Origin of the sequence: Actinoplanes sp. NBRC 101535 (assembly GCF_030269225.1) — a bacterium.
GTDB classification, from domain to species: domain Bacteria; phylum Actinomycetota; class Actinomycetes; order Mycobacteriales; family Micromonosporaceae; genus Actinoplanes; species Actinoplanes rectilineatus.
In genome coordinates this window covers 545516-564237 of record NZ_BSSY01000002.1, presented here as the reverse complement: position 1 = coordinate 564237, position 18722 = coordinate 545516, and the positions used below count along the sequence as shown (strand labels likewise).

General features: G+C 70.7%; 17 protein-coding genes and 1 pseudogene. 5 read left to right on the top strand and 13 right to left on the bottom strand.

Annotation, left to right across the window (positions count from 1 at the left end):
- Window positions 1-24: 24 nt before the first annotated feature.
- The 9 genes from mtrA to nfi form a co-directional block, all read right to left on the bottom strand.
- Window positions 25-714: an MtrAB system response regulator MtrA gene (gene mtrA / locus QSK32_RS07625; RefSeq protein WP_045743283.1), complete on the bottom strand. Its 690-nt coding sequence runs from the start codon at window positions 712-714 to the stop codon at window positions 25-27.
- A 193-nt stretch (window positions 715-907) separates the two neighbouring features.
- Window positions 908-1111 (bottom strand): DUF397 domain-containing protein, encoded by a 204-nt coding sequence (locus QSK32_RS07620; protein ID WP_045743284.1) that lies wholly within the window; start codon window positions 1109-1111, stop codon window positions 908-910.
- Window positions 1112-1161: 50 nt separating this feature from the next.
- Window positions 1162-2010: a helix-turn-helix domain-containing protein gene (locus tag QSK32_RS07615; RefSeq protein ID WP_045743285.1), complete on the bottom strand. Its 849-nt coding sequence runs from the start codon at window positions 2008-2010 to the stop codon at window positions 1162-1164.
- 632 nt (window positions 2011-2642) lie between these two features.
- Window positions 2643-3812: a mannose-6-phosphate isomerase, class I gene (gene manA, locus QSK32_RS07610; protein WP_285471519.1), complete on the bottom strand. Its 1170-nt coding sequence runs from the start codon at window positions 3810-3812 to the stop codon at window positions 2643-2645.
- Window positions 3813-3832: 20 nt separating this feature from the next.
- Window positions 3833-4771: a cation diffusion facilitator family transporter gene (locus QSK32_RS07605; protein WP_045743287.1), complete on the bottom strand. Its 939-nt coding sequence runs from the start codon at window positions 4769-4771 to the stop codon at window positions 3833-3835.
- Window positions 4768-5994: an SIS domain-containing protein gene (locus tag QSK32_RS07600; RefSeq protein WP_045743288.1), complete on the bottom strand. Its 1227-nt coding sequence runs from the start codon at window positions 5992-5994 to the stop codon at window positions 4768-4770. Before QSK32_RS07600 ends, QSK32_RS07605 begins: the two co-directional genes overlap by 4 nt.
- A complete protein-coding gene (locus QSK32_RS07595) occupies window positions 5994-6179 on the bottom strand; it encodes a Trm112 family protein (protein WP_045743289.1) in 186 nt (61 codons plus the stop codon). The genes QSK32_RS07600 and QSK32_RS07595 overlap by 1 nt, the downstream gene beginning before the upstream one ends.
- Before the next feature lie 42 nt (window positions 6180-6221).
- Window positions 6222-7601, bottom strand: a complete 1380-nt coding sequence (locus QSK32_RS07590; RefSeq protein ID WP_045743290.1) for a phosphomannomutase/phosphoglucomutase — start codon at window positions 7599-7601, stop codon at window positions 6222-6224.
- A 73-nt stretch (window positions 7602-7674) separates the two neighbouring features.
- Window positions 7675-8322: a deoxyribonuclease V gene (gene nfi, locus QSK32_RS07585; protein ID WP_285471518.1), complete on the bottom strand. Its 648-nt coding sequence runs from the start codon at window positions 8320-8322 to the stop codon at window positions 7675-7677.
- Window positions 8323-8376: 54 nt separating this feature from the next.
- Between nfi and QSK32_RS07580 the strand changes: the two genes are divergently transcribed.
- The 4 genes from QSK32_RS07580 (at window position 8377) to QSK32_RS07565 (ending at window position 12896) form a co-directional block, all read left to right on the top strand.
- Window positions 8377-9624 carry a helix-turn-helix domain-containing protein gene (locus QSK32_RS07580; RefSeq protein ID WP_045743291.1) on the top strand — a complete coding sequence of 416 codons (1248 nt, stop codon included), beginning with the start codon at window positions 8377-8379 and terminating at the stop codon, window positions 9622-9624.
- A gap of 36 nt (window positions 9625-9660) precedes the next feature.
- The gene (gene exaC, locus QSK32_RS07575) at window positions 9661-11163 is read left to right on the top strand and encodes an acetaldehyde dehydrogenase ExaC (RefSeq protein ID WP_045743292.1); all 1503 of its coding nucleotides are present in this window, start codon (window positions 9661-9663) and stop codon (window positions 11161-11163) included.
- Window positions 11164-11166: 3 nt separating this feature from the next.
- On the top strand, window positions 11167-11553 hold the full coding sequence (locus QSK32_RS07570) for a DUF779 domain-containing protein (protein ID WP_045743293.1): 387 nt from the start codon (window positions 11167-11169) through the stop codon (window positions 11551-11553).
- Between the two features lie 368 nt (window positions 11554-11921).
- The gene (locus tag QSK32_RS07565) at window positions 11922-12896 is read left to right on the top strand and encodes a polysaccharide deacetylase family protein (RefSeq protein ID WP_285471517.1); all 975 of its coding nucleotides are present in this window, start codon (window positions 11922-11924) and stop codon (window positions 12894-12896) included.
- Between the two features lie 902 nt (window positions 12897-13798).
- Here the strand turns inward: QSK32_RS07565 and QSK32_RS07560 are convergent.
- The gene (locus QSK32_RS07560) at window positions 13799-14158 is read right to left on the bottom strand and encodes a DUF3499 domain-containing protein (protein ID WP_083449103.1); all 360 of its coding nucleotides are present in this window, start codon (window positions 14156-14158) and stop codon (window positions 13799-13801) included.
- Window positions 14159-14344: 186 nt separating this feature from the next.
- Here QSK32_RS07560 and QSK32_RS07555 point away from each other — a divergent pair, with 186 nt between their 5' ends.
- Entirely contained in the window at window positions 14345-14824 is a 480-nt protein-coding gene (locus tag QSK32_RS07555) for a metallopeptidase family protein (protein ID WP_063775526.1), read from the top strand.
- 83 nt (window positions 14825-14907) lie between these two features.
- Here the strand turns inward: QSK32_RS07555 and QSK32_RS07550 are convergent, their stop codons facing one another.
- The 3 genes and pseudogenes from QSK32_RS07550 to QSK32_RS07540 form a co-directional block, all read right to left on the bottom strand.
- Complete coding sequence (locus tag QSK32_RS07550) at window positions 14908-15165, bottom strand: WhiB family transcriptional regulator (protein ID WP_045743295.1); 258 nt, start codon at window positions 15163-15165, stop codon at window positions 14908-14910.
- A 561-nt stretch (window positions 15166-15726) separates the two neighbouring features.
- Window positions 15727-16971: pseudogene (gene cofG, locus QSK32_RS07545) on the bottom strand (7,8-didemethyl-8-hydroxy-5-deazariboflavin synthase CofG); the annotation flags it as partial.
- A gap of 429 nt (window positions 16972-17400) precedes the next feature.
- The gene (locus QSK32_RS07540; protein WP_285471516.1) at window positions 17401-18693 is read right to left on the bottom strand and encodes a hypothetical protein; all 1293 of its coding nucleotides are present in this window, start codon (window positions 18691-18693) and stop codon (window positions 17401-17403) included.
- Between the last annotated feature and the right edge of the window lie 29 nt (window positions 18694-18722).

Genomic DNA, 18722 nt, shown 5'->3' with positions numbered 1-18722 from the left:
GGCCAGATTAGCCGCTCGCCCTGATCAGCCGGTGCCCGCCTTGTAGCCGACACCACGAACCGTCAGGATGATCTCCGGTCGTTCGGGATCCGGTTCGATCTTGGCGCGCAGCCGCTGCACGTGCACGTTGACCAGCCGGGTGTCCGCGGCGTGCCGGTAACCCCAGACCTGTTCGAGCAGGACCTCGCGGGTGAAGACCTGGCGGGGCTTGCGGGCCAGGGCCACCAGCAGGTCGAACTCCAGCGGGGTCAGCTTGACCTCGTCACCGTCGCGCGACACGGTGTGCGCCGGCACGTCGATGGTGATCTGGTTGCCGGACGGCCCGATGGTGAGCATCTCCGGCGCGGCGTCCTCACCGCGACGCAGCCGGGCCCGCATCCGGGCCACCAGCTCCTTGGGCTTGAACGGCTTGACCACGTAGTCGTCGGCGCCGGACTCCAGGCCCAGCACCACGTCCACGGTGTCGCTCTTGGCGGTCAGCATGACGATCGGGATGCCCGACTCGGCGCGGATCGCGCGGGCCACGTCGATGCCGCTCATGCCGGGCAGCATCAGGTCCAGCAGGACGATGTCCGGGCGGTTCTCCCGGAAAGCGGCGAGCGCGCGTTCCCCGTCCGCCACGAACGAGGGCAGGAAACCCTCACTGCGCAGGACGATGCCGAGCATCTCGGCCAACGCGGGATCGTCGTCGACGACCAGTACCCGGGCTCTCATGCGGTCCAATATTGCACTGTCCTCCCGGTCCCCGCGCCACCTGGGGGGCGATCTTGCCCCGGGAGCCCGCGGAACGGCGCGTCCTGACTCGAGAAGAACGACGTCGGCGAAAGGCCGGAACGTCGTGATGGAACCCGTCGAGAAGAAACGGGCGGTCCCGGTCCGGGACCGCCCGTGGCGGGCGATCCGAGGATCACACGCCGGGCCGGTCGAACTCCCCTGCGCGTACACCGGCGATGAAGCCGGACCAATCACCGTCGCCGAAGGTCAGCACGGGGCCGGCAACGTCCTTGGAGTCGCGGACGTGCACCTGAGCCGGCACGTTCGCGACCTCGACGCAGTGTCCGGCAGCGCCGCTGCGGCTACTCTTACGCCAGGTGAGCATGGCGTCCTGCATGGTTGTCTCCTTTCTGGGAAAGCATCTCCATTGGACCCCACACCGGCCTCTCACCGGGCGAGACGATCCCTCGTCTCAGCGATGGCCGTTCGGCTCTCTTCTGGCGACAATGTGCGTTCCGCCAGGTCATCGAATGCGTCCTGGTAAACGTCTATTTCCTCGGGCTTCACCCGGAAGAGGCCGCCGGTCAGCCCTTCGATGTGCACGACCGGATTACGCGTGTCGTCGGGGAACTCCATGATCAGGAACGACTCGATCAGCCCGGCGTGCGCGCCCGCCTGGAACGGCAGGACCAGCAACTCGACCCCGGGGGCGTTGCTCGACTCGTGGAGTTTGGCCAGCTGACGGCGCTGGACCTCGCGCCCGCCTATCTCGCGCAGCAACACACCCTGGTCGATGACGATGCGCAGGTTCGGCGGGGGATCACGGCGCAGCACCTCCTGCCGGGCCATCCGGACCGCGAGCCGGCGCTGGATCGTCGCGGTGTCGTCGATGTCCGCGCCGGTCTCGATCACCGCGAGGGCGTACTCGTCGGTCTGCAGCAGGCCCGGCACCACCTGGGCCTCCCACTCCGAGATCCGCACCGCCTCGGCCTCCAGGGCCAGATATTCGTCGTACGGGTCCGGGACCGACGACCGGTACGGCGTCCACCACGCCCGGGTCCGGCCACGGCGGGCCAGGTCGCGCAGCCGGGTGCGCGACTCCACCGCCAGTCCGTAGAGGGTGAGGAGCCGATCGAGGTCGTCCTCGGTGATCCCGGTGTGCGCGGTCTCGATCCGGCTCAGTTTCGACTCCGACCAGCCCAGGGCGGTGGCCACGTCCACCGCCCGGCGCTCGCCACGGAGTCGCCGCAATTCGCCGCCGAGCTCCCGGCGCGCTGTCGATGTCGGCCTCGCCACGATGCCACCATATCGGCGCTTCAATGGACCGCTGCAATGTGCAGAGCAGGCACAGGCCCTCTCCTCGGCGCGACCGGTGTACACGCGACCACGTGCCGCCCCAGTGTGGCCGTCCGTGGCCCCGCATGGCCCCCGTCAGCCCGCAGAACGCCGTTTTTCCACCGTCCTGGTGACACCGGACCGTCCCGCGAACGAGGTCGCCGATTCGGCTCGATCCGGAGAAAGAGGAGGCCGGGACAGCGAACGGGGCGACGAGCCTAAGCTCGCCGCCCCGTTCATCCCCCCGGTTTGGTACCGCGCGCGTCTGTGGGACCCCCCGATCACCAGTGACGCTGCGTACTTCTAGATTCACACTCTGCACATGCCATGTCAAGGTATTTCAAGAAATTTCGGACTCTTCGAGCGCGATTCGCCGGAGCGCGCCGAGAGCCGCCGACCGGCTGCACACCGCCGTTCGCCCGGCTTGCGCGCTCCGGAGGAGCCGGATCAGGGCAGCGGCGTGTTCCCGCTGGCCACAGGAGTCGCCAAAAGTACCACCGACCCCATCAGCACCAATAGAAACAACAATCGCACTAACCGCTGAAAAGCCGTTTTCGTCTCGACAAGCGACAATCCACTGCGAACCGGCAGGGTCAGGCCGGGACCGACGCCACGAACACCACGCCGACACCGGCCACCGTGATCGGTCCGGCGTTCGCCGGCGCGTACGCCGCATCCCCGGCACCGACCGTGACCGGCACGCCGTGGTCCTCACCCACCTGGACCTCGCCCGCCGCGCCCAGCACGATCCGTGGACCCGCACCGGTCAGCCGGACCGGCGGACGGTCCCCGGTCAGCTCCACCCGGCGCATCGCGAAGTCCGGCACCGGCACCTGCCACGCCGTCACCCCCGGCGCCTCGGTCACCCCGTGCAGCAACGGGTCGTCGAGCACCTCGAAGCGCAGCACCTTCAGCAACTCGTCCACGTCCACCCGCTTCGGGGTGAGACCCCCGCGCAGCACGTTGTCGCTGGCCGCCATCAGCTCCACGCCCAGACCGTTCAGATAGGCGTGCAGGTTGCCCGCGGGCATCCAGATCGCCTCGCCGGGCGCCAGCCGGACCAGATTGAGCAGCAGGGCCACCAGCACCCCGGGATCGCCCGGGTAGTGGGCGGCCAGGTCGATCGCCAGCCGGTACGAGTCACCCGACTGCCGCCGGGCCGCCGCCACCACGTCCTCGATCAGCGCGTCGCGGTCACCGGCCGGCCAGGAGAGCAGCAGGCGTACCGCCCCGGCCAGATCACCGGTCTCCAGGGCACTCACCACAGGCGCGAGCCGGGGCAGCCCGAGCCCGCCGATCACGGCGGCCGACGCCGACGGCGGACGGAACCCGCAGAGCGCCTCGAACGGCGTGAGCGCCACCAGCATCTCGGGCTTGTGGTTGGCGTCGGTGTAGTTGCGCGGCAGGGCGGGGTCGGCCTCCTGACGGGCGTAGGCCTCACGCGCGTAGTCCAGGGCCGGGTGTGCCTGCAACGACAGCGGGGCCCCGGCCGCCAGCACCTTCATCAGGTACGGCAGACGGGGCCCGAAACGCTCCTCGACATCGGCGCCGAGCTGGCCGTGCGGGTCGTCGGCGATGAGCTTGGTCAGCTCGACCGGCGTGTCACCGACCGGCACGGTGGAGGGATCGGCGGGGTGGGCGCCGAGCCACAGCTCCGCCTCCGGTCCCTCGGTGGGCGTCGGGCGGCCCTGCAACTCGGCGATCGCGGTCCGGGATCCCCAGGCGTAGTCCCGGATCACTCCGGTCAGCGGGTAGACGGTCATAATCGGCAAACTAACAGCCGTCAGACGGCGCTGGGCGTCACCGCCGAAGTCCGGTCGATGTCCGGCTCGATGTAGATCACCCGGGCGATCGGCACCGCCTCGCGGATGCGTGCCTCGGTCTCGTCGATGTGCGTGGCGACCTCGGCCGCGGTCTCACTGCGCGGCACCGCGATCTTCAGAGCCACCAGCAGTTCCTCCGGACCCAGGTGCAGCGTCTTCATGTGGATGATCCGCTCCACGCCGTCCCCGGCGAGCACGGCCGTCTCGATCCGTTTCACCGCCTCCGGGTTGGCGCCCTCGCCCAGCAGCAGGCTCTTGGTCTCGATCGCCAGCAGGGCGGCGACCGCCACCAGGAGCAGACCGATCGCGGCGGTGCCGACGGCGTCCCAGATCCCGTCGCCGGTGACCAGGGTCATACCCACCCCGAACAGCGCGAAGACCAGGCCGATCAGGGCCGCGGTGTCCTCCAGGAGCACCACCGGCAGCTCCGGCGCCTTGGCCCGGCGGATGAAGTCCACCCAGGAGGTGCGCCCGCGGACCTGGTTGGACTCCCTCATCGCGGTGGTGAAGGAGTACGACTCGAGCCCGATGGCGATCACCAGGACGACGACCGGCACCCACTGCCAGGAGTGGATGCCCTCCCGCTCGTGGAACTTGTGCCACGCCTCGTAGAGCGCGAACAGCCCGCCCACGGTGAACAGCACGATCGACACGATGAACGCGTAGATGTAACGCTCCCGCCCGTACCCGAAAGGGTGTTCCGGGGTGGCGGCCCGCCGCGAGCGCTTGCCGCCGATCAGCAGCAGGAGCTGGTTGCCGGAGTCGGCGACCGAGTGGATCGCCTCCGCCAGCATCGACGACGAACCGGTCAGGAACCAGGCGGCGAACTTGGTCGCGGCGATGCCGAGGTTCGCGCTGAGCGCCGCGACGATGGCCTTGCTGCCACCCTCGGCGCTCACTGCATGCCGTCCACAATCAGGTTCGAGAGCTCTTTCATCTCGCTGATGGCCGGCACCGCCATCGGGTCCAGGCCGTGTGCCAGGGCCAGGTAGAGCGAGGCGAAGTCGGGCACGGCGACCAGCGACGCCAGGCGCTCCAGCGTCGAGCCGCCCTCGGCGGTCAGCACGTCGCAGCGCACCCCCCGGCGGTCGGCCAGGGTCTGGATCGCGTCGGCACGGCGCTCCTCCACGGCCACCGGCTCGTCGGCGTCGTCCTCCGGGTTGAGACCACCGTCGCGGAGCACCACCAGGCGCAGCCGGGTCAGCGCCTCGTCGGCGTCGTCGTCCGGGTCGGCGAAGATGTCCCGCGACGTCTCGGCGAGTCCGCCGAAGACGCCGTCGAGCAGGCCCACCCGGCCGCGGCCGGCCTCGCCGAGCGCGCCGGCCATCACCGGGTAGCGGGCGTTGGCGGCGAGCGTGTCGGCGAACCTGCGGGCGGCCACGGTGGCCAGCGGCGAGGAGCCCCAGATGACCGGGACCGAGCCGGCCAGGCCGAGGGCGAGGGCCTTGGCCGGGTTGACGAACGAGTCGGCGGCCGGACGGCAGCGCTCGGCGTCGGCGTCCAGACGGGTCGCGGTCTCGGCGATGTCCGCCTCGGTGACCTTGACCAGGCCGAGAGCCCGGCCGGCGAGCAGCACCGGGACCGCGAGGCCCCAGAGCGTGGCCCGGGCCGGGGCGCGGCGCGGCACGCCGATGAACGGCGCGCGGGCCCGCTCGGCCATCGCCTCCAGCTCGGAGCCGGGGTTGCCGATGGCGACCAGTCGGGCACCGCGGCGGGCGGCGGCCTCGGCGGCGGCCAGCGCCTCCGGGCTGCGGCCGGACGCGGAGACCGCGATCACCACGTCGGCGGCGCCGACCCAGCCGGGCACGCCGGCACTGCGGTGACCGATGATCGGAACCGGACAGCGCGGGCCTGCCACGGTGGACAGGATGCTGCCGGTCAGGCCGGCGGTGCCGATGCCCGCGACGACGACCGCGCGGGGGCGGCCCTCGTCGGCGAGCATGCTCAGGTCGACCTCGGCGGCCAGTGCGGCGGACTCCCGCACCTGGGCGCCGGCCGAGGCGGTGGCCCGGAGCATGCCGCCCGGGTCGTTGCCGAGCATCGACTTCTCGTCGTCGAGCAGGGACTCGTCGGCGACGCGGTGGCCGTTGACCCCGGCCGATCCGTCCAGCGGGTTGACCATCAGGAAGCCTCACCCTTCGCCGTCGACGCCTCGTCCAGGAGCAGGATCGGGATGTCGTCCCGGACCTCGAAGACCCGGGCGCACTCGGTGCAGGTCAACGTCTGCGCGCCGGCGTCGTAGTCGAGGGGCGCGTGATGCGTGTCCGGGCACGCCAGGATCTCCAGCAACTGCTCATCGAGCGCCACCGTGCCAACTCCTCATGCTGCGAAGGACAGGTCGCCTGGATCCTATCCGCGAACGATGGTCAGCACGCGGTCACGCAGCTCCGCCATCCGCGCGGCGTCCGGCGCCTCCACGTTCAGGCGCAGCAGCGGCTCGGTGTTGGAGGACCGCAGGTTGAACCACGTCCCCGCGCCGACCTGGAACGTCAGGCCGTCGAGATCGTCCACGGTGGCGTCCGGGAAGGCGGCGCGCACTTCGGCGATCTTGGCAGTGGCGTCGGCCACCGTGGAGTTGATCTCACCGGAGGCGGCGTACCGCTCGTACTCCGCGGCGAACTCGGACAGCGGCTGATCCTGGCCGCCGAGCGCGGCGAGCACGTGCATGGCGGCCAGCATGCCGGTGTCGGCGAACCAGAAGTCGCGGAAGTAGTAGTGCGCCGAGTGCTCGCCGCCGAACACCGCGTTCGTCTGGGCCATCTCGGCCTTGATGAAGGAGTGGCCGACCCGGCTGCGCACCGGCTTGCCGCCCCGCTCCGTGATGATCTCCGGAACCGCGGCCGAGGTGATCACGTTGTGGATGATCGTGCTGCCCGGGAACTTCGCCAGCTCCCGGGAGGCGACCAGGCCGGTGATCGCGGACGGCGAGACCGGGTCGCCCTTCTCGTCGATGACGAAGCAGCGGTCGGCGTCGCCGTCGAAGGCCAGGCCGATGTCCGCGCCCTGCTCCCGGACCGCCTTCTGCAGGTCGACCAGGTTCGCCGGGTCCAGCGGGTTGGCCTCGTGGTTGGGGAACGATCCGTCCAGCTCGAAGAAGAGCGGCACGATCTCCAACGGCAGGGCGGCCAGCTCCTGGTCGCCGAGCACGGCCGGGACGGTGTAGCCGCCCATGCCGTTGCCCGCGTCCACGATCACCTTGAGTGGGCGGATGCCGCTGAGGTCGACCAGCGAGCGCAGGTGCGCCGCGTAGTCGGCGAGCAGATTGCGCTCCTGGACCCGGGACGGGCCGTCGGCCTCCGCGTTCAGGTCGGCGAGCAGTTGCTGGGCGCGCTGCCGGACGATCGCGAGACCGCTGTCCTGGCCGACCGGCCGGGCGCCGCGACGGCACATCTTGATCCCGTTGTACTGCGCCGGGTTGTGGCTGGCGGTGAACATCGCGCCGGGCAGGTCCAGCACGCCGGAGGCGTAGTAGAGCTGGTCGGTCGAGGCCAGTCCGATGTTGATCACCGCGGCGCCGGCCGCGTTGGCACCGGCGGCGAACGCGGCGGCCAGAGCCGGACCGGAGTCGCGCATGTCGTGGCCGATCACGATCTGGTCGGGCTCGTCGCCCGACTCACGCAGCATCTCGACGAACGCCGTGCCGATCGCCCGGGCCACCGGCTCGTTGAACTGGTCCGGGACGATGCCCCGGACGTCGTACGCCTTGATGATCTGCGACAGATCGGTCACTACCCGCTCCTCAGCCGATTCCCCTTTGGCCCGAGGGTATCGGAGCGGATTGTGTCGAATGGTTCAACCGCGGTTAACGCAGGAAGTCGCGACAGGCACGATCAGCCGCACGGGTCGTCTCCGGGAGACGGTACCGAGGGGTGAGCGCCAGGGTCAGCGCGCACGCGTTGTCCAGGTCGATCCGGTGCCCCACCGAGACGAAGAGCGGTTTCACGCCGTCGCGCGTCCGCAGCACCGCGCCGACCTCCTCCCCCGCGTCGATCAGCGCCGATCGGTCGCCGCGGCGCTCACCGACCGGCGCGAATTCACCCACCAGGCGGGTCTTACCGACCCCGAACGAGGGCAGATCGGTGAGCACACCGAGATGGGCGGCCAGTCCGAAGCGCCGCGGATGGGCCAGGCCCTGTCCGTCGCAGACCAGCACGTCCGGCCGGACGGTGAGCCGGTCCAGGGCGTCGAGCAGCGACGGCACCTCCCGGAAGGCGAACAGTCCGGGGATGTAGGGGAAGGCCGTCGTGCCGCGGACCACCGCGGTATCCTGCACCGAAAGATCCGGATATCTCAGGACAACGACAGCTGCGGCGAGCCGGTCGCCGTCGTAGGCCACATCCAGCCCGGCGACCGTGGCGGGAGACGCCGGCCCGGGGGCGGAGACCACCCGCGAGCGCAAGGCCCGCTGTTCGGCGAGGGCTTCTTCTTCGGTACGCGGCCCGCTGTGCACCGCAGGAGCATAGAGAGTGTTGTCTACCAGCGTGACCGGCGTCACGATGGACGGGTGAATCCGTGGCTCGCCCTGGTCCCCGGTGACGACCCCGCCGAGCGGAGTCGCCTGGTCGGCCGCGCCCACGAACGTTTCCTGGCCGGCGAGGGGCAGCCCGACCGGATGCGCCCGGTGGTCGCCGACTCCTGGGCCCGCTCGGCCACCTGGATCGGGGCGGACAGCACTCCCCCGATCGACCTGACCGACACCGACCTGGCCGCCTACCGGGAGGCCCACCCCCTGGCCCGGGTCATGCCGATCTTCCGGGACCTGCTCGGCGGGCTGGCCGAGGACGGCGACCACATCCTGGCCGTCTGCGACGCGACCGGCCGCCTGCTCTGGGTCGAGGGGCACCCGGCCACCCTGCGCGGCGCGGCGTCGATGAACTTCGTGCCCGGCGCCCGCTGGGACGAGGCGCACGCCGGCACCAACGCGCCCGGCACGGCGCTCGCCGTCGACCACGCGCTGCAGATCTTCGCCACCGAGCATTTCAGTCACCCGATGCAACGCTGGACCTGCGCGGCCGCCCCGATCCACGACCCCGGCACCGGCCGGCTGCTCGGGGCGATCGACGTGACCGGCGGGGACCATCTGGCCAACCCGCACAGCCTCGCCCTGCTGCGGGCCACGGCGCACGCCGCGGAGGCGTACCTCCGAGGTCTCGAGGAAGGCACCGACCGCCCGGCGGTCGCCGCACTCGGCCGGGACGAGGCCCTGATCGCGGTCGGTGGCAAACGGCTGCGGCTCGGCCGGCGGCACTCGGAGCTGTTGGTGCTGCTCACCGAACATCCCGAGGGACGCACCGGCGACCAGCTCGGCGTCGACCTCTACGGCGACGACGTCAACCCGGTGACCGTCCGCGCCGAACTGTCCCGGCTGCGCCGCGTCCTCGGCCCGGAACTCCTCGACTCGCGCCCCTACCGGCTGCGCGCCGCCCCGGAGGTGGACCTCGGCGTGGTGACCCGGCTGCTGGACCGGGGACGGGTGCCGGAGGCGGTGGCCGCCTATCCGGGGCCGCTGCTGCCGGCCTCGGACGCGCCCGGCATCGTCCGGCTGCGGCTGCGCCTGGAGACCCGGCTGCGCACCGCCCTGCTCGCCACCGCCGACCGCCGCCTGCTGCAGACCTGGCTGACCAGTCCGTGGGGCGGCGACGACCTGGAGGTCTGGGAGGCCTACGCGGTCCTGGCGCCGGCCGACCCGGCCGCCGCCCGCCGGGTCGCGCAGCTGACCCGTGACTACGCGTGCAACGTTGCTGCAACGTAACGGAAACTACCGTCCGCCTTCGAAGAGGAGGCGACGATGACCGTCTACGACCCGCCCACCTATCAGTCCCGCTACGACCACTACATCGGTGGCGAATACGTCCCACCGGCCCGAGGTCGGTACTTCGAGAACCCCAGCCCGGTCAACGGCCGCGTCTTCACCGAGGTCGCCCGGGGCACCGCCGAGGACGTGGAACGCGCCCTGGACGCCGCGCACGCCGCCGCACCCGCCTGGGGACGCACCTCCCCCACCGAACGGTCGATCATCCTCAACAAGATCGCCGACCGGATGGAGCAGAACCTCGAGCGGCTGGCCCTCGCCGAGTCGTGGGAGAACGGCAAGCCGATCCGGGAGACCCTGGCCGCCGACATCCCGCTGGCGATCGACCACTTCCGCTACTTCGCCGGCGTGATCCGCGCCCAGGAGGGCACCGCCGGCGAGATCGACGAGGACACCGTCGCGTACCACTTCCGCGAGCCCCTCGGCGTGGTCGCGCAGATCATCCCGTGGAACTTCCCGATCCTGATGGCCGTCTGGAAACTCGCGCCCGCCCTGGCCGCCGGCAACGCCGTCGTGCTCAAGCCGGCCGAGCAGACCCCCGCCTCGATCCACTACCTGTTCTCGCTGATCGGCGACCTGATCCCGCCGGGCGTGGTGAACATCGTCAACGGGTTCGGTGTGGAGGCCGGCAAGCCGCTCGCCTCGTCCAGCCGAATCGCCAAGGTCGCCTTCACCGGCGAGACCACCACCGGTCGCCTGATCATGCAGTACGCGTCGGAGAACCTGATCCCGGTCACCCTGGAACTCGGCGGCAAGAGCCCGAACCTCTTCTTCGACGACGTCAGCAGCGCCGACGACGACTTCCTCGACAAGGCGCTCGAGGGCTTCGCGATGTTCGCCCTCAACCAGGGCGAGGTGTGCACCTGCCCGTCCCGCGCGCTGATCCAGCAGGGTCACTACACCGACTTCCTGTCCGCCGGGGTCAAGCGGGTGGAGAACCTGGTGCAGGGCAACCCGCTGGACACCGACACCCAGGTCGGCGCGCAGGCCTCCAACGACCAGCTGGAGAAGATCCTGTCGTACCTGGACATCGGCCGGCAGGAGGGCGCCCGGGTGCTGACCGGCGGTGCGCGGGCCGAGCTGCCCGGCGATCTCTCCGGCGGCTACTACGTCCAGCCGACGATCTTCGAGGGCCGCAACTCGATGCGGATCTTCCAGGAGGAGATCTTCGGACCGGTGGTGGCGGTGGCGCCGTTCGCCGACTTCGACGACGGCATCACGATCGCCAACGACACGCTCTACGGCCTGGGCGCCGGCGTCTGGACGCGGGAGGGCACCCAGGCGTACCGGGCCGGGCGCGCGATCAAGGCCGGCCGGGTGTGGACGAACTGCTACCACCTCTATCCCGCGCACGCGGCGTTCGGCGGCTACAAGCAGTCGGGCATCGGCCGGGAGAACCACGCGATGATGCTCGACCACTACCAGCAGACGAAGAACCTGCTGGTCAGCTACTCCCCCAAGGCCATGGGTCTCTTCTAGGCCATGGTCAGCCGCGTCGATGTCACTCCTGCGGCCGCCGACCTGATGCGGCGGCTGCGGGAGCAGCACGGACCACTGATGTTCCACCAGTCCGGCGGCTGCTGCGACGGCAGCGCGCCGATGTGTTACCTCGAGGGCGAGTTCCGGACCGGCGGTTCCGACGTGCTGCTCGAGTCTCTGGCGATCGAGGGGGTGCCGGAGCCCATCACGTTCTGGATGTCGTCCGCGCAGTTCGCACTCTGGAAACACACGCACCTGACGGTGGACGTGGTCCCCGGCCGCGGCTCCGGCTTCTCGCTGGAGGCGCCCGAGGGCGTCCGTTTCCTGATCCGGTCGCGGTTGTTCACCGAGGCCGAGATCGCCACGCTGGAAGCGGAGAAGACCCGGTAGTGGGGCGGGGATCTGCCGGTTGCGCTCCATTCCGGGGTACGCGTAACCGGCAGTCCCGGCATTTTCATCCGGTAACGGTGACCGATCTCCCAAGATCGTGCCATGTTCGCCGCGGGCACCCGGGGACACGCGGCGCTGAGGACGGCACGGTAACGACCTGTCGGACCCTCTTCGCGGGGCTCTCCGTGCGCCGCGTTTTCCCTGAGAGTGACCCGTTTCGGTTACCTCTTGAGCCTGACCGGGGCACACTCCCGATGGTCCGTCGACTCGGTAGACAAATTGGGGCATTTACCTCCATGCCGCCAGGTCGACGTGATGCGCGATGATACGCCGGGAAAACTGAAAGCAGTCCCGTTTTCCGTCGAATCATGCGCATAGGACTGGCGGCCGGCCGCATTCCGGGGCATCGTCGTCAGTTCGCCGACGACCTGGGGAGGATATCGATGCGGCTGTCGCACACCAGAAAGGCACTAGTGATCAGCGGACTGCTGATCATGACTGCCCTTCTCGGCCAGGCGGCCGCGGCCACGACGATCGGACCGCAGACCGCGGCGTCGTCCCAGGCCGCATCCAGCACGCCGCCGGAGGGCATCCCCTCCACCGCACCCAGCGCCCGCGCCGCCCCGTCCGCGCTGCCCGGCGACTCCGCCGGAACACCGGGCGACCCGTCCACGGCCCCCGGCGCCGATCGGACCGAGAGCACCACCGCCCCCGGCGGCAAACACGTGAAGACCGGCCCGGCCGGCAGCCGCCTCGTCACCGGCACCAAGGGCGTGGCCCTGACCTTCGACGACGGCCCCGACCCGGACTACACCCCGGCCCTGCTGAAGATCCTGAAGAAGGAGAACGTCAAAGCCACGTTCTGCCTGGTCGGCTCCAACGCGAAACAGTTCCCGGACCTGGTGCGGGCGATCGTCGCCGACGGCCACGCCCTCTGCAACCACACCTGGAACCACGACCTGAGAATCGGCAAGAAGTCCGCCGCGAAGATCAAAGCCGACCTGGAACGCACCAACGCCGCCATCCGCGCCGCGGTCCCCGGCGTGGCGATCCCGACCTTCCGCGCCCCCGGCGGCAACTTCACGCCGAAACTGGTCAAGGGCGCCAAGCAGCTGGGAATGTCCAGCATCTACTGGAAAGTCGACCCGCGCGACTGGGACCACTCCCACGGCGAGTCCCACGGCGCCCACACCGCCAAAATCATCTCGTACGTGAAGAAGCGAACCCGCGACGGCGCGATCGTGCTGTCCCACGACTACGCCCAGCCCGACACGATCAAGGCCTACCGGACCCTGATCCCGTGGCTGCACGACCGCTTCGAACTGGTCCCCCTGACCTCCTGACCTCCCGCCCTCTGAGCTCCCGCCCTCTGACCTCCCGCCCTCTGACCTCCCGCCCTCTGACCTCCCGCCCCCTGACCTCCGGCCCCGGTCTTCGGCCTCTCAGCCTTCGATCTCCTGGCCGCAGACGTAGACGCGCCCACCGCCCACCCGGGCCGGTGGGCGCTCCCATATCCGCACAAACGCCGCAATCCACAGGGCTGACAGGGCTGGGCAGACGAAGGAACCGGCTGGAGGAAGTGCCCGGCAGGCAGAAGGACCGGCAGGCGGAACGACCGAACTGGCGAATGAACCCGGCTGGACACCCGGACGAAATCAGCCCGCCCCAGCCGTAGCCCACGGTCGCCCGGGGCGCAGATCTCAGCCCTCAGCGACGGCTCGGGGCATCCGGCCGTCGCTGAGGGCTGTCCCCGGCCCACAAACTGACCCTCACTGACGGCCGAACCAGCCGAGCCGTCGCCAACGGCTCCCCAGCAAGAGAAACTCAGCCCCCAACGACGGCTCGGAGCACCCAGCCGTCACCTACGGTCGGGATTCGGCCAGCGGGCGAACCATGAGCGACGGCCGGCCTTGCCGAGTAGCACGGCCGGCCTCACCGAGCCACCGAGCCACCGAGCCACCGAGCCACCGAGCCACCGAGCCACCGAGCCACCGAGCCACCGAGCCACCGGCCGATGATCAACCCACGGACAGACTGCCTGCAAAGGCTGCACCGCCGACGACGGCTGCACTGGCGAACCGGCTGCGTCGCCATGACGGCTGAACACGTGACCGTGAAAGGGCGTGTGCCACGACTCGGACCGCGGAAGTACCTCGAAAACGGACCCGCACGAAAGCTCCCGAAGACGGCACAAGCGCGCCGAAGCTACGCGGAACCAGCCGCCGGGAAAAACGACCAACCGCCCCTAATGCGACGGCGGGATGACTCGCAGATGGCCGCGGCGACCGGTCTGGTGCCCCGGCTGGGGCGGGTCCTCGGGACGGGGCGGCGCCGGCCTCGCGGCCTCGCGAACCGCCTCGGCCAGGGCGACCAGGTCGTCGGTGGTGGGGGGTGGGGGTGCGAAGTCACCGTCGTGGCGGACCAGTTCCCAGCCTCGGGGGGCGGTGAGACTGCGGGCATGTGGCTCGCACAGGTCGTACGTGTGCGGCTCGGCGAAGGCGGCGAGGGGGCCGACGACCGCTGTCGAGTCGCTGTAAACATAGGTCAGCGTGGCGACCGCCTGTCGGGGACAGCCGTTCCGGGAGCAGCGCCGTGGTGACCTCACGGCGGGACAGTATCTCCCCATCGGCCGATCCGGGGCGTGTTGCCTCGCGACACGCCGACTGAGCACTTATCACGATTCGGCCATGGTCGTTCGACACGCCGTCTCGTTGGGGCGAATTAACGGCTCGGACACACGAGGCGATCGGGCTGACCACGTATATCGGCCGCGTGGAGATACGCTGGCCGCGTGACCACCAGCCCCGAACGCCGCCGGACGGATCCGCCGCGGGCGGCCCGCACCTCCGGCCCGGGTCATCCGGCACGTCGCGACCGGCATGGGCGCGGCTTGCGGGGTCGCCTGGTGCCGGCGACCGTCCCGCTGGCCCGGACCAAGGCGGAGATCTTCGACGACCTGGTGCTCGACACGGTCGAGGGCCTGGAGCGCCGCTATGCGAAAGAGCTGGCCGGTGTCGAGTTCGCCGTCGAGGACGTGCCGCCGGAGCTGAACGTCTACGACTCGGACGTGCTCGAGGACGGCGAGGTGCCCCTGGCCCGGCTGCTGCCGGGCCGTCCCGGGCGGCACGAGTTGCCGCCACGGATCGTCCTGTATCGCCGCCCGCTGGAGTTCCGGGCGATGGACCGGGAGGACCTCGCCGACCTCGTCCACGACGTGATCATCGAGCAGGTCGCCAACCTGCTAGGTGTGGATCCGGACGAGCTGACCTAGAGCCTGTCCGCAGGCGCCGCCGGGGGCCACGCCCGGACAGCGCCGCATGTCCCCCGGTGATCGGCGGGACAGGCCCTGGCTGTTCAGGCCACGCGGCGCTTCAGCTTGCGACGTTCACGTTCGGACAGTCCACCCCAGATTCCGAACCGTTCGTCGTGACCGAGCGCGTACTCGAGGCATTCGGCCTTGACCTCACAGCGACCGCAGATGCGCTTGGCCTCGCGCGTAGATCCACCCTTCTCCGGGAAGAAAGCTTCTGGATCGGTCTGCGAACACAGCGCCCGTTCCTGCCACTCGGGCGCGTCCCCGAGCAGGTCTACCCCTTCAACCTGCTGTTCCATCGGCGTGCCTCCAAATTTCCGCGCCGGCTGCGAAGCCGGCGCTGACCCCCCACGCACGCGGCGTGTTTCTGTGGGTTCGACGCAAAAGTGCCACATCGTCCCCACAACCCCACCAAAATTACACGCGTGTAAGACGTGCGTCGTCAAGCCGAACCTGCTAAATGGGCCCTTTTCCCGGAGCGCTTGAGGACGCTTCGGGTGCCCGTTCCTGCCCTATCTCTCGGGGCAGGAGGAAGGTAACGCCAGGCCGGGCCACCGAGTCCAATTTAACCCGATTTGTGACCTCTGAGCGATCGGGTCCCCCAACCCGGTCACTGACGGCCCTCCGGCGCCCGCCCACACTGCGGGACACCGTCGATCCCCTCCAGCAGCAGAACGCCGATCGCGGCGGCCGCGACCCGCGCCTCCCGCCACATGGGACCGGGCGGGATACCCCCTCACCGAGCAGATGAATCGTCTTCGTGACCGGCGTCATGCGACGAACGGTCACGCATCGGCGGAACGCCCGGCGACATCACCGGGAGAACCACCAGCAGCGGCACCCTCGGCCGAGCAGCCGACCGGCGAACGCCACGGCCGGCCGGTCGGCGCCAGGTCCAGGGCGAGACCGTCCGGACCGGACAGGGCGGCCACGTGACCGGCCACCCCCGGGTCGAGCCAGCCCTCAGCACCGCGCAGGACGTACTCGGGATAGATCGTGAGCCGCTCCCGCAGCTTGAATCCCGATTTCTCTGACATTTCGGCCAAAAGGTCGATCTGGGGCCACGGCCGCTCCGGGTTCACGTGGTCCGGCGTCACCGGCGACACACCGCCCCAGTCGTCGATCCCGGCCCGCATCAGCAGCGGGAACTCGGCATCGATCAGGTTCGGCGGGGCCTGGATCCGGGCCCGGGGACCCATCACGATCCGCCCGACCGCCACCGTCGCCGCCAGCTCGCGCAGCTCGGCGTCCGGCATGCCGCGCATCGCCGTGTCCGGCTTGGCGCGGAAGTTCTGGATGATCACCTCTTGGATGTGCCCGTACTCGCGGGACGTCGCGCGGATCGCGAACAGCGACTCGGCCCGCTCGGTCACCGTCTCGCCGATCCCGATCAGGATGCCGGTGGTGAACGGCACGCCCGCCCGGCCGGCGTCGTCGAGCGCCCGCAGGCGGACCGCCGGCTCCTTGTCCGGTGAGCCGTAGTGCGGCGCGCCCTTCTCCGACCACAGCCGGGTCGCGGTGGTCTCCAGCATCATCCCCATGCTCGGCGCCACCGGCTTGAGGCGCTCGAGCTCGGCGAGGCTCATCACGCCCGGGTTGAGGTGCGGCAGCAGGCCGGTCTCCTCGAGCACCAGGATCGCGCAGGCCCGGACGTAGTCGAGCGTCGACGCGTAGCCCCGCTCGTCCAGCCACGTGCGGGCCGCCGCCCAGCGCGCCTCCGGCCGGTCCCCCAGCGTGAACAACGCCTCCTTGCACCCCTGCGCGGCGCCCTGGCGGGCGATCTCCAGAACCTCCTCGGGCTCCAGGAACGCCGCCGGCAACCGGTGCGGCACCGTCGCGAACGTGCAGTAGTGGCACCGGTCCTGACAGAGCCGGGTGAGCGGGATGAAGACCTTGCGGGAGTAGGTGACGACACCCGGCCGCCCGGCCTCCCGCAACCCGGCGTCCCGCAGGTCACCGGCGATGGCCAGCAGCTCGTCGAACCGGTCGCCGGTGGCCGCGAGCAACGCGACCGCCTCACCGACATCGATGGCTTCTCCGTCGGCGGCGCGCCGCAGGGCACGCCGGACGCTCACGTCAGTGGGTTCGACCTCGACCTCTACCACGCAGAGCAGCCTAGGCCGGAAATCCCGTTGCTGCCGCAGTGGCCCACAAGGACCACCAGTGTCAACAAACACCATCTCGAATGGGTTGCGGCAGGTTCTTCCTCTTGCGCTTCCTCTTCTTGTACGCGTGACGACCGCCCACTTCCCGGCTGAGCGCGATCACCGCGATGGGTCGCGCCCACCGGCGCGACCGCCGGGCTGCGGGCGCGGGGAGACCACCACGGCCCCGTCTCTCCGGCGGCTGCCACCAGCCGAAGGAATCCGGCCCGGCCGCCGTCGGGCGACCGGGCCGGTTCAGGGCACGGGCAGATCTCCACCGCCGGCGGACCGGTGGCACCGATCCATCAGCGCCGACGGCGGACCCTCGTCACGGATGGATCAGCACCGCGAAGGGATCAGTGACGCGAAGGGATCAGTGACGCGAAGGAGTCAGTGACGCGGCGGGTCCTGCACGGCCGGCCCGAACCCGGGGCGGTCGTCCGGCACCACCTGGGTCGGGTCAGCAGTCGAGGGAGCCCCGGTGCCGGACACCACCTGGGTCGGGTCCGCCGCCGCAACGACAGGCGGCGCAGGCAGCGGCACCGCGGCCGGGAACTCCGAGGCCGGCGCCGCAGCGGGAGCGTCCGGAGCGGCGGGCTCAGCCGTCAGCGCCGGCTGGACAGCGGCCGGAGCGCCGGACGTCGGCTCCACCGCGGTCGGAGCACCCGAGACCGGCTCAGCAGGGGCCGCGGCGGGCGGCGCACTGAACGGCGTGGTGCTGAACGGCGGCGCGCTGTACGGCTGGCCCATCGGCGGCGCTGAGACGGGCAGCTGGCCCACCGGCGGCGCGGAGACCGGCGGCTGGTTCCAGATCGGCGCGGCGCCGGGCTGCGGCTGCCCGTAGACCCCCGGCACGAATCCCGGCTGCGGCTGCCCGTAGACACCGGGCGGCGGAGCGAACGGCGGCTGCCCGGGCGGCGGGGCGAACGGCGGCTGCCCGGGCGGCGGGGCGAACGGCGGCTGCCCACCGAAGGCCTGCCCCGGCGTGGGAGGCGCGCCATAAGGCTGGCCCGGCGCGGGCGGAGCGCTGAACGGCTGGCCCGGAGCCGGGGGCGCACTGAACGGCTGGCCCGGCGCGGGCGGCGCACTGAACGGCTGACCGGGTACCGGCGGCGCCCCGTACGGCTGCTGGCCGAAGGGCTGCTGGTGGTAGGGCTGCCCGTAGACCCCGGCCGGCGGCTGCCCGTAGACGCCCGGCTGCGGCTGCGGACGCGGCACCATGAACATCCCGCGCCAGATCTGCGTCACCGTGTACGCGGCCAGGCCGAACACCGCCAGCCATGCGACCCGGACCAGCAGTTCGCTGAAGGCCGTGCCCGGGTTGTCGGTGGCGAGCGAGCTCACCCCGAACAGCACGCCGAACAGGACGCCGAAGAAGGCCACCACGCCGTACTCGATCAGCGCGGCGAGCACGATCAGTCGCGCCTTGGGGTGAACCGGCTTGACTCCGAGTGACAACAGGACCGCGGCGAGCGGGAAGAAGATCGTCGCCAGGTTCACAAAACTGGCGAAGCTGTAGCGGGTGCGCCCGACGAAGTCGCTGCCCAGCAGATCGACGACGGAGACGAAGAGCAGCACTGCTGTGGCGCCCGCCAGGACATAGGCGGCGATGTCGCGCAGCGGCCGCAGGAACTGTCCGAGCGGCTTGTCGCCGCCCGGCGTGGGCTGCGATCCAGTGGTCACGATTACTCCCGGTGCGTGATCGAGGTGGG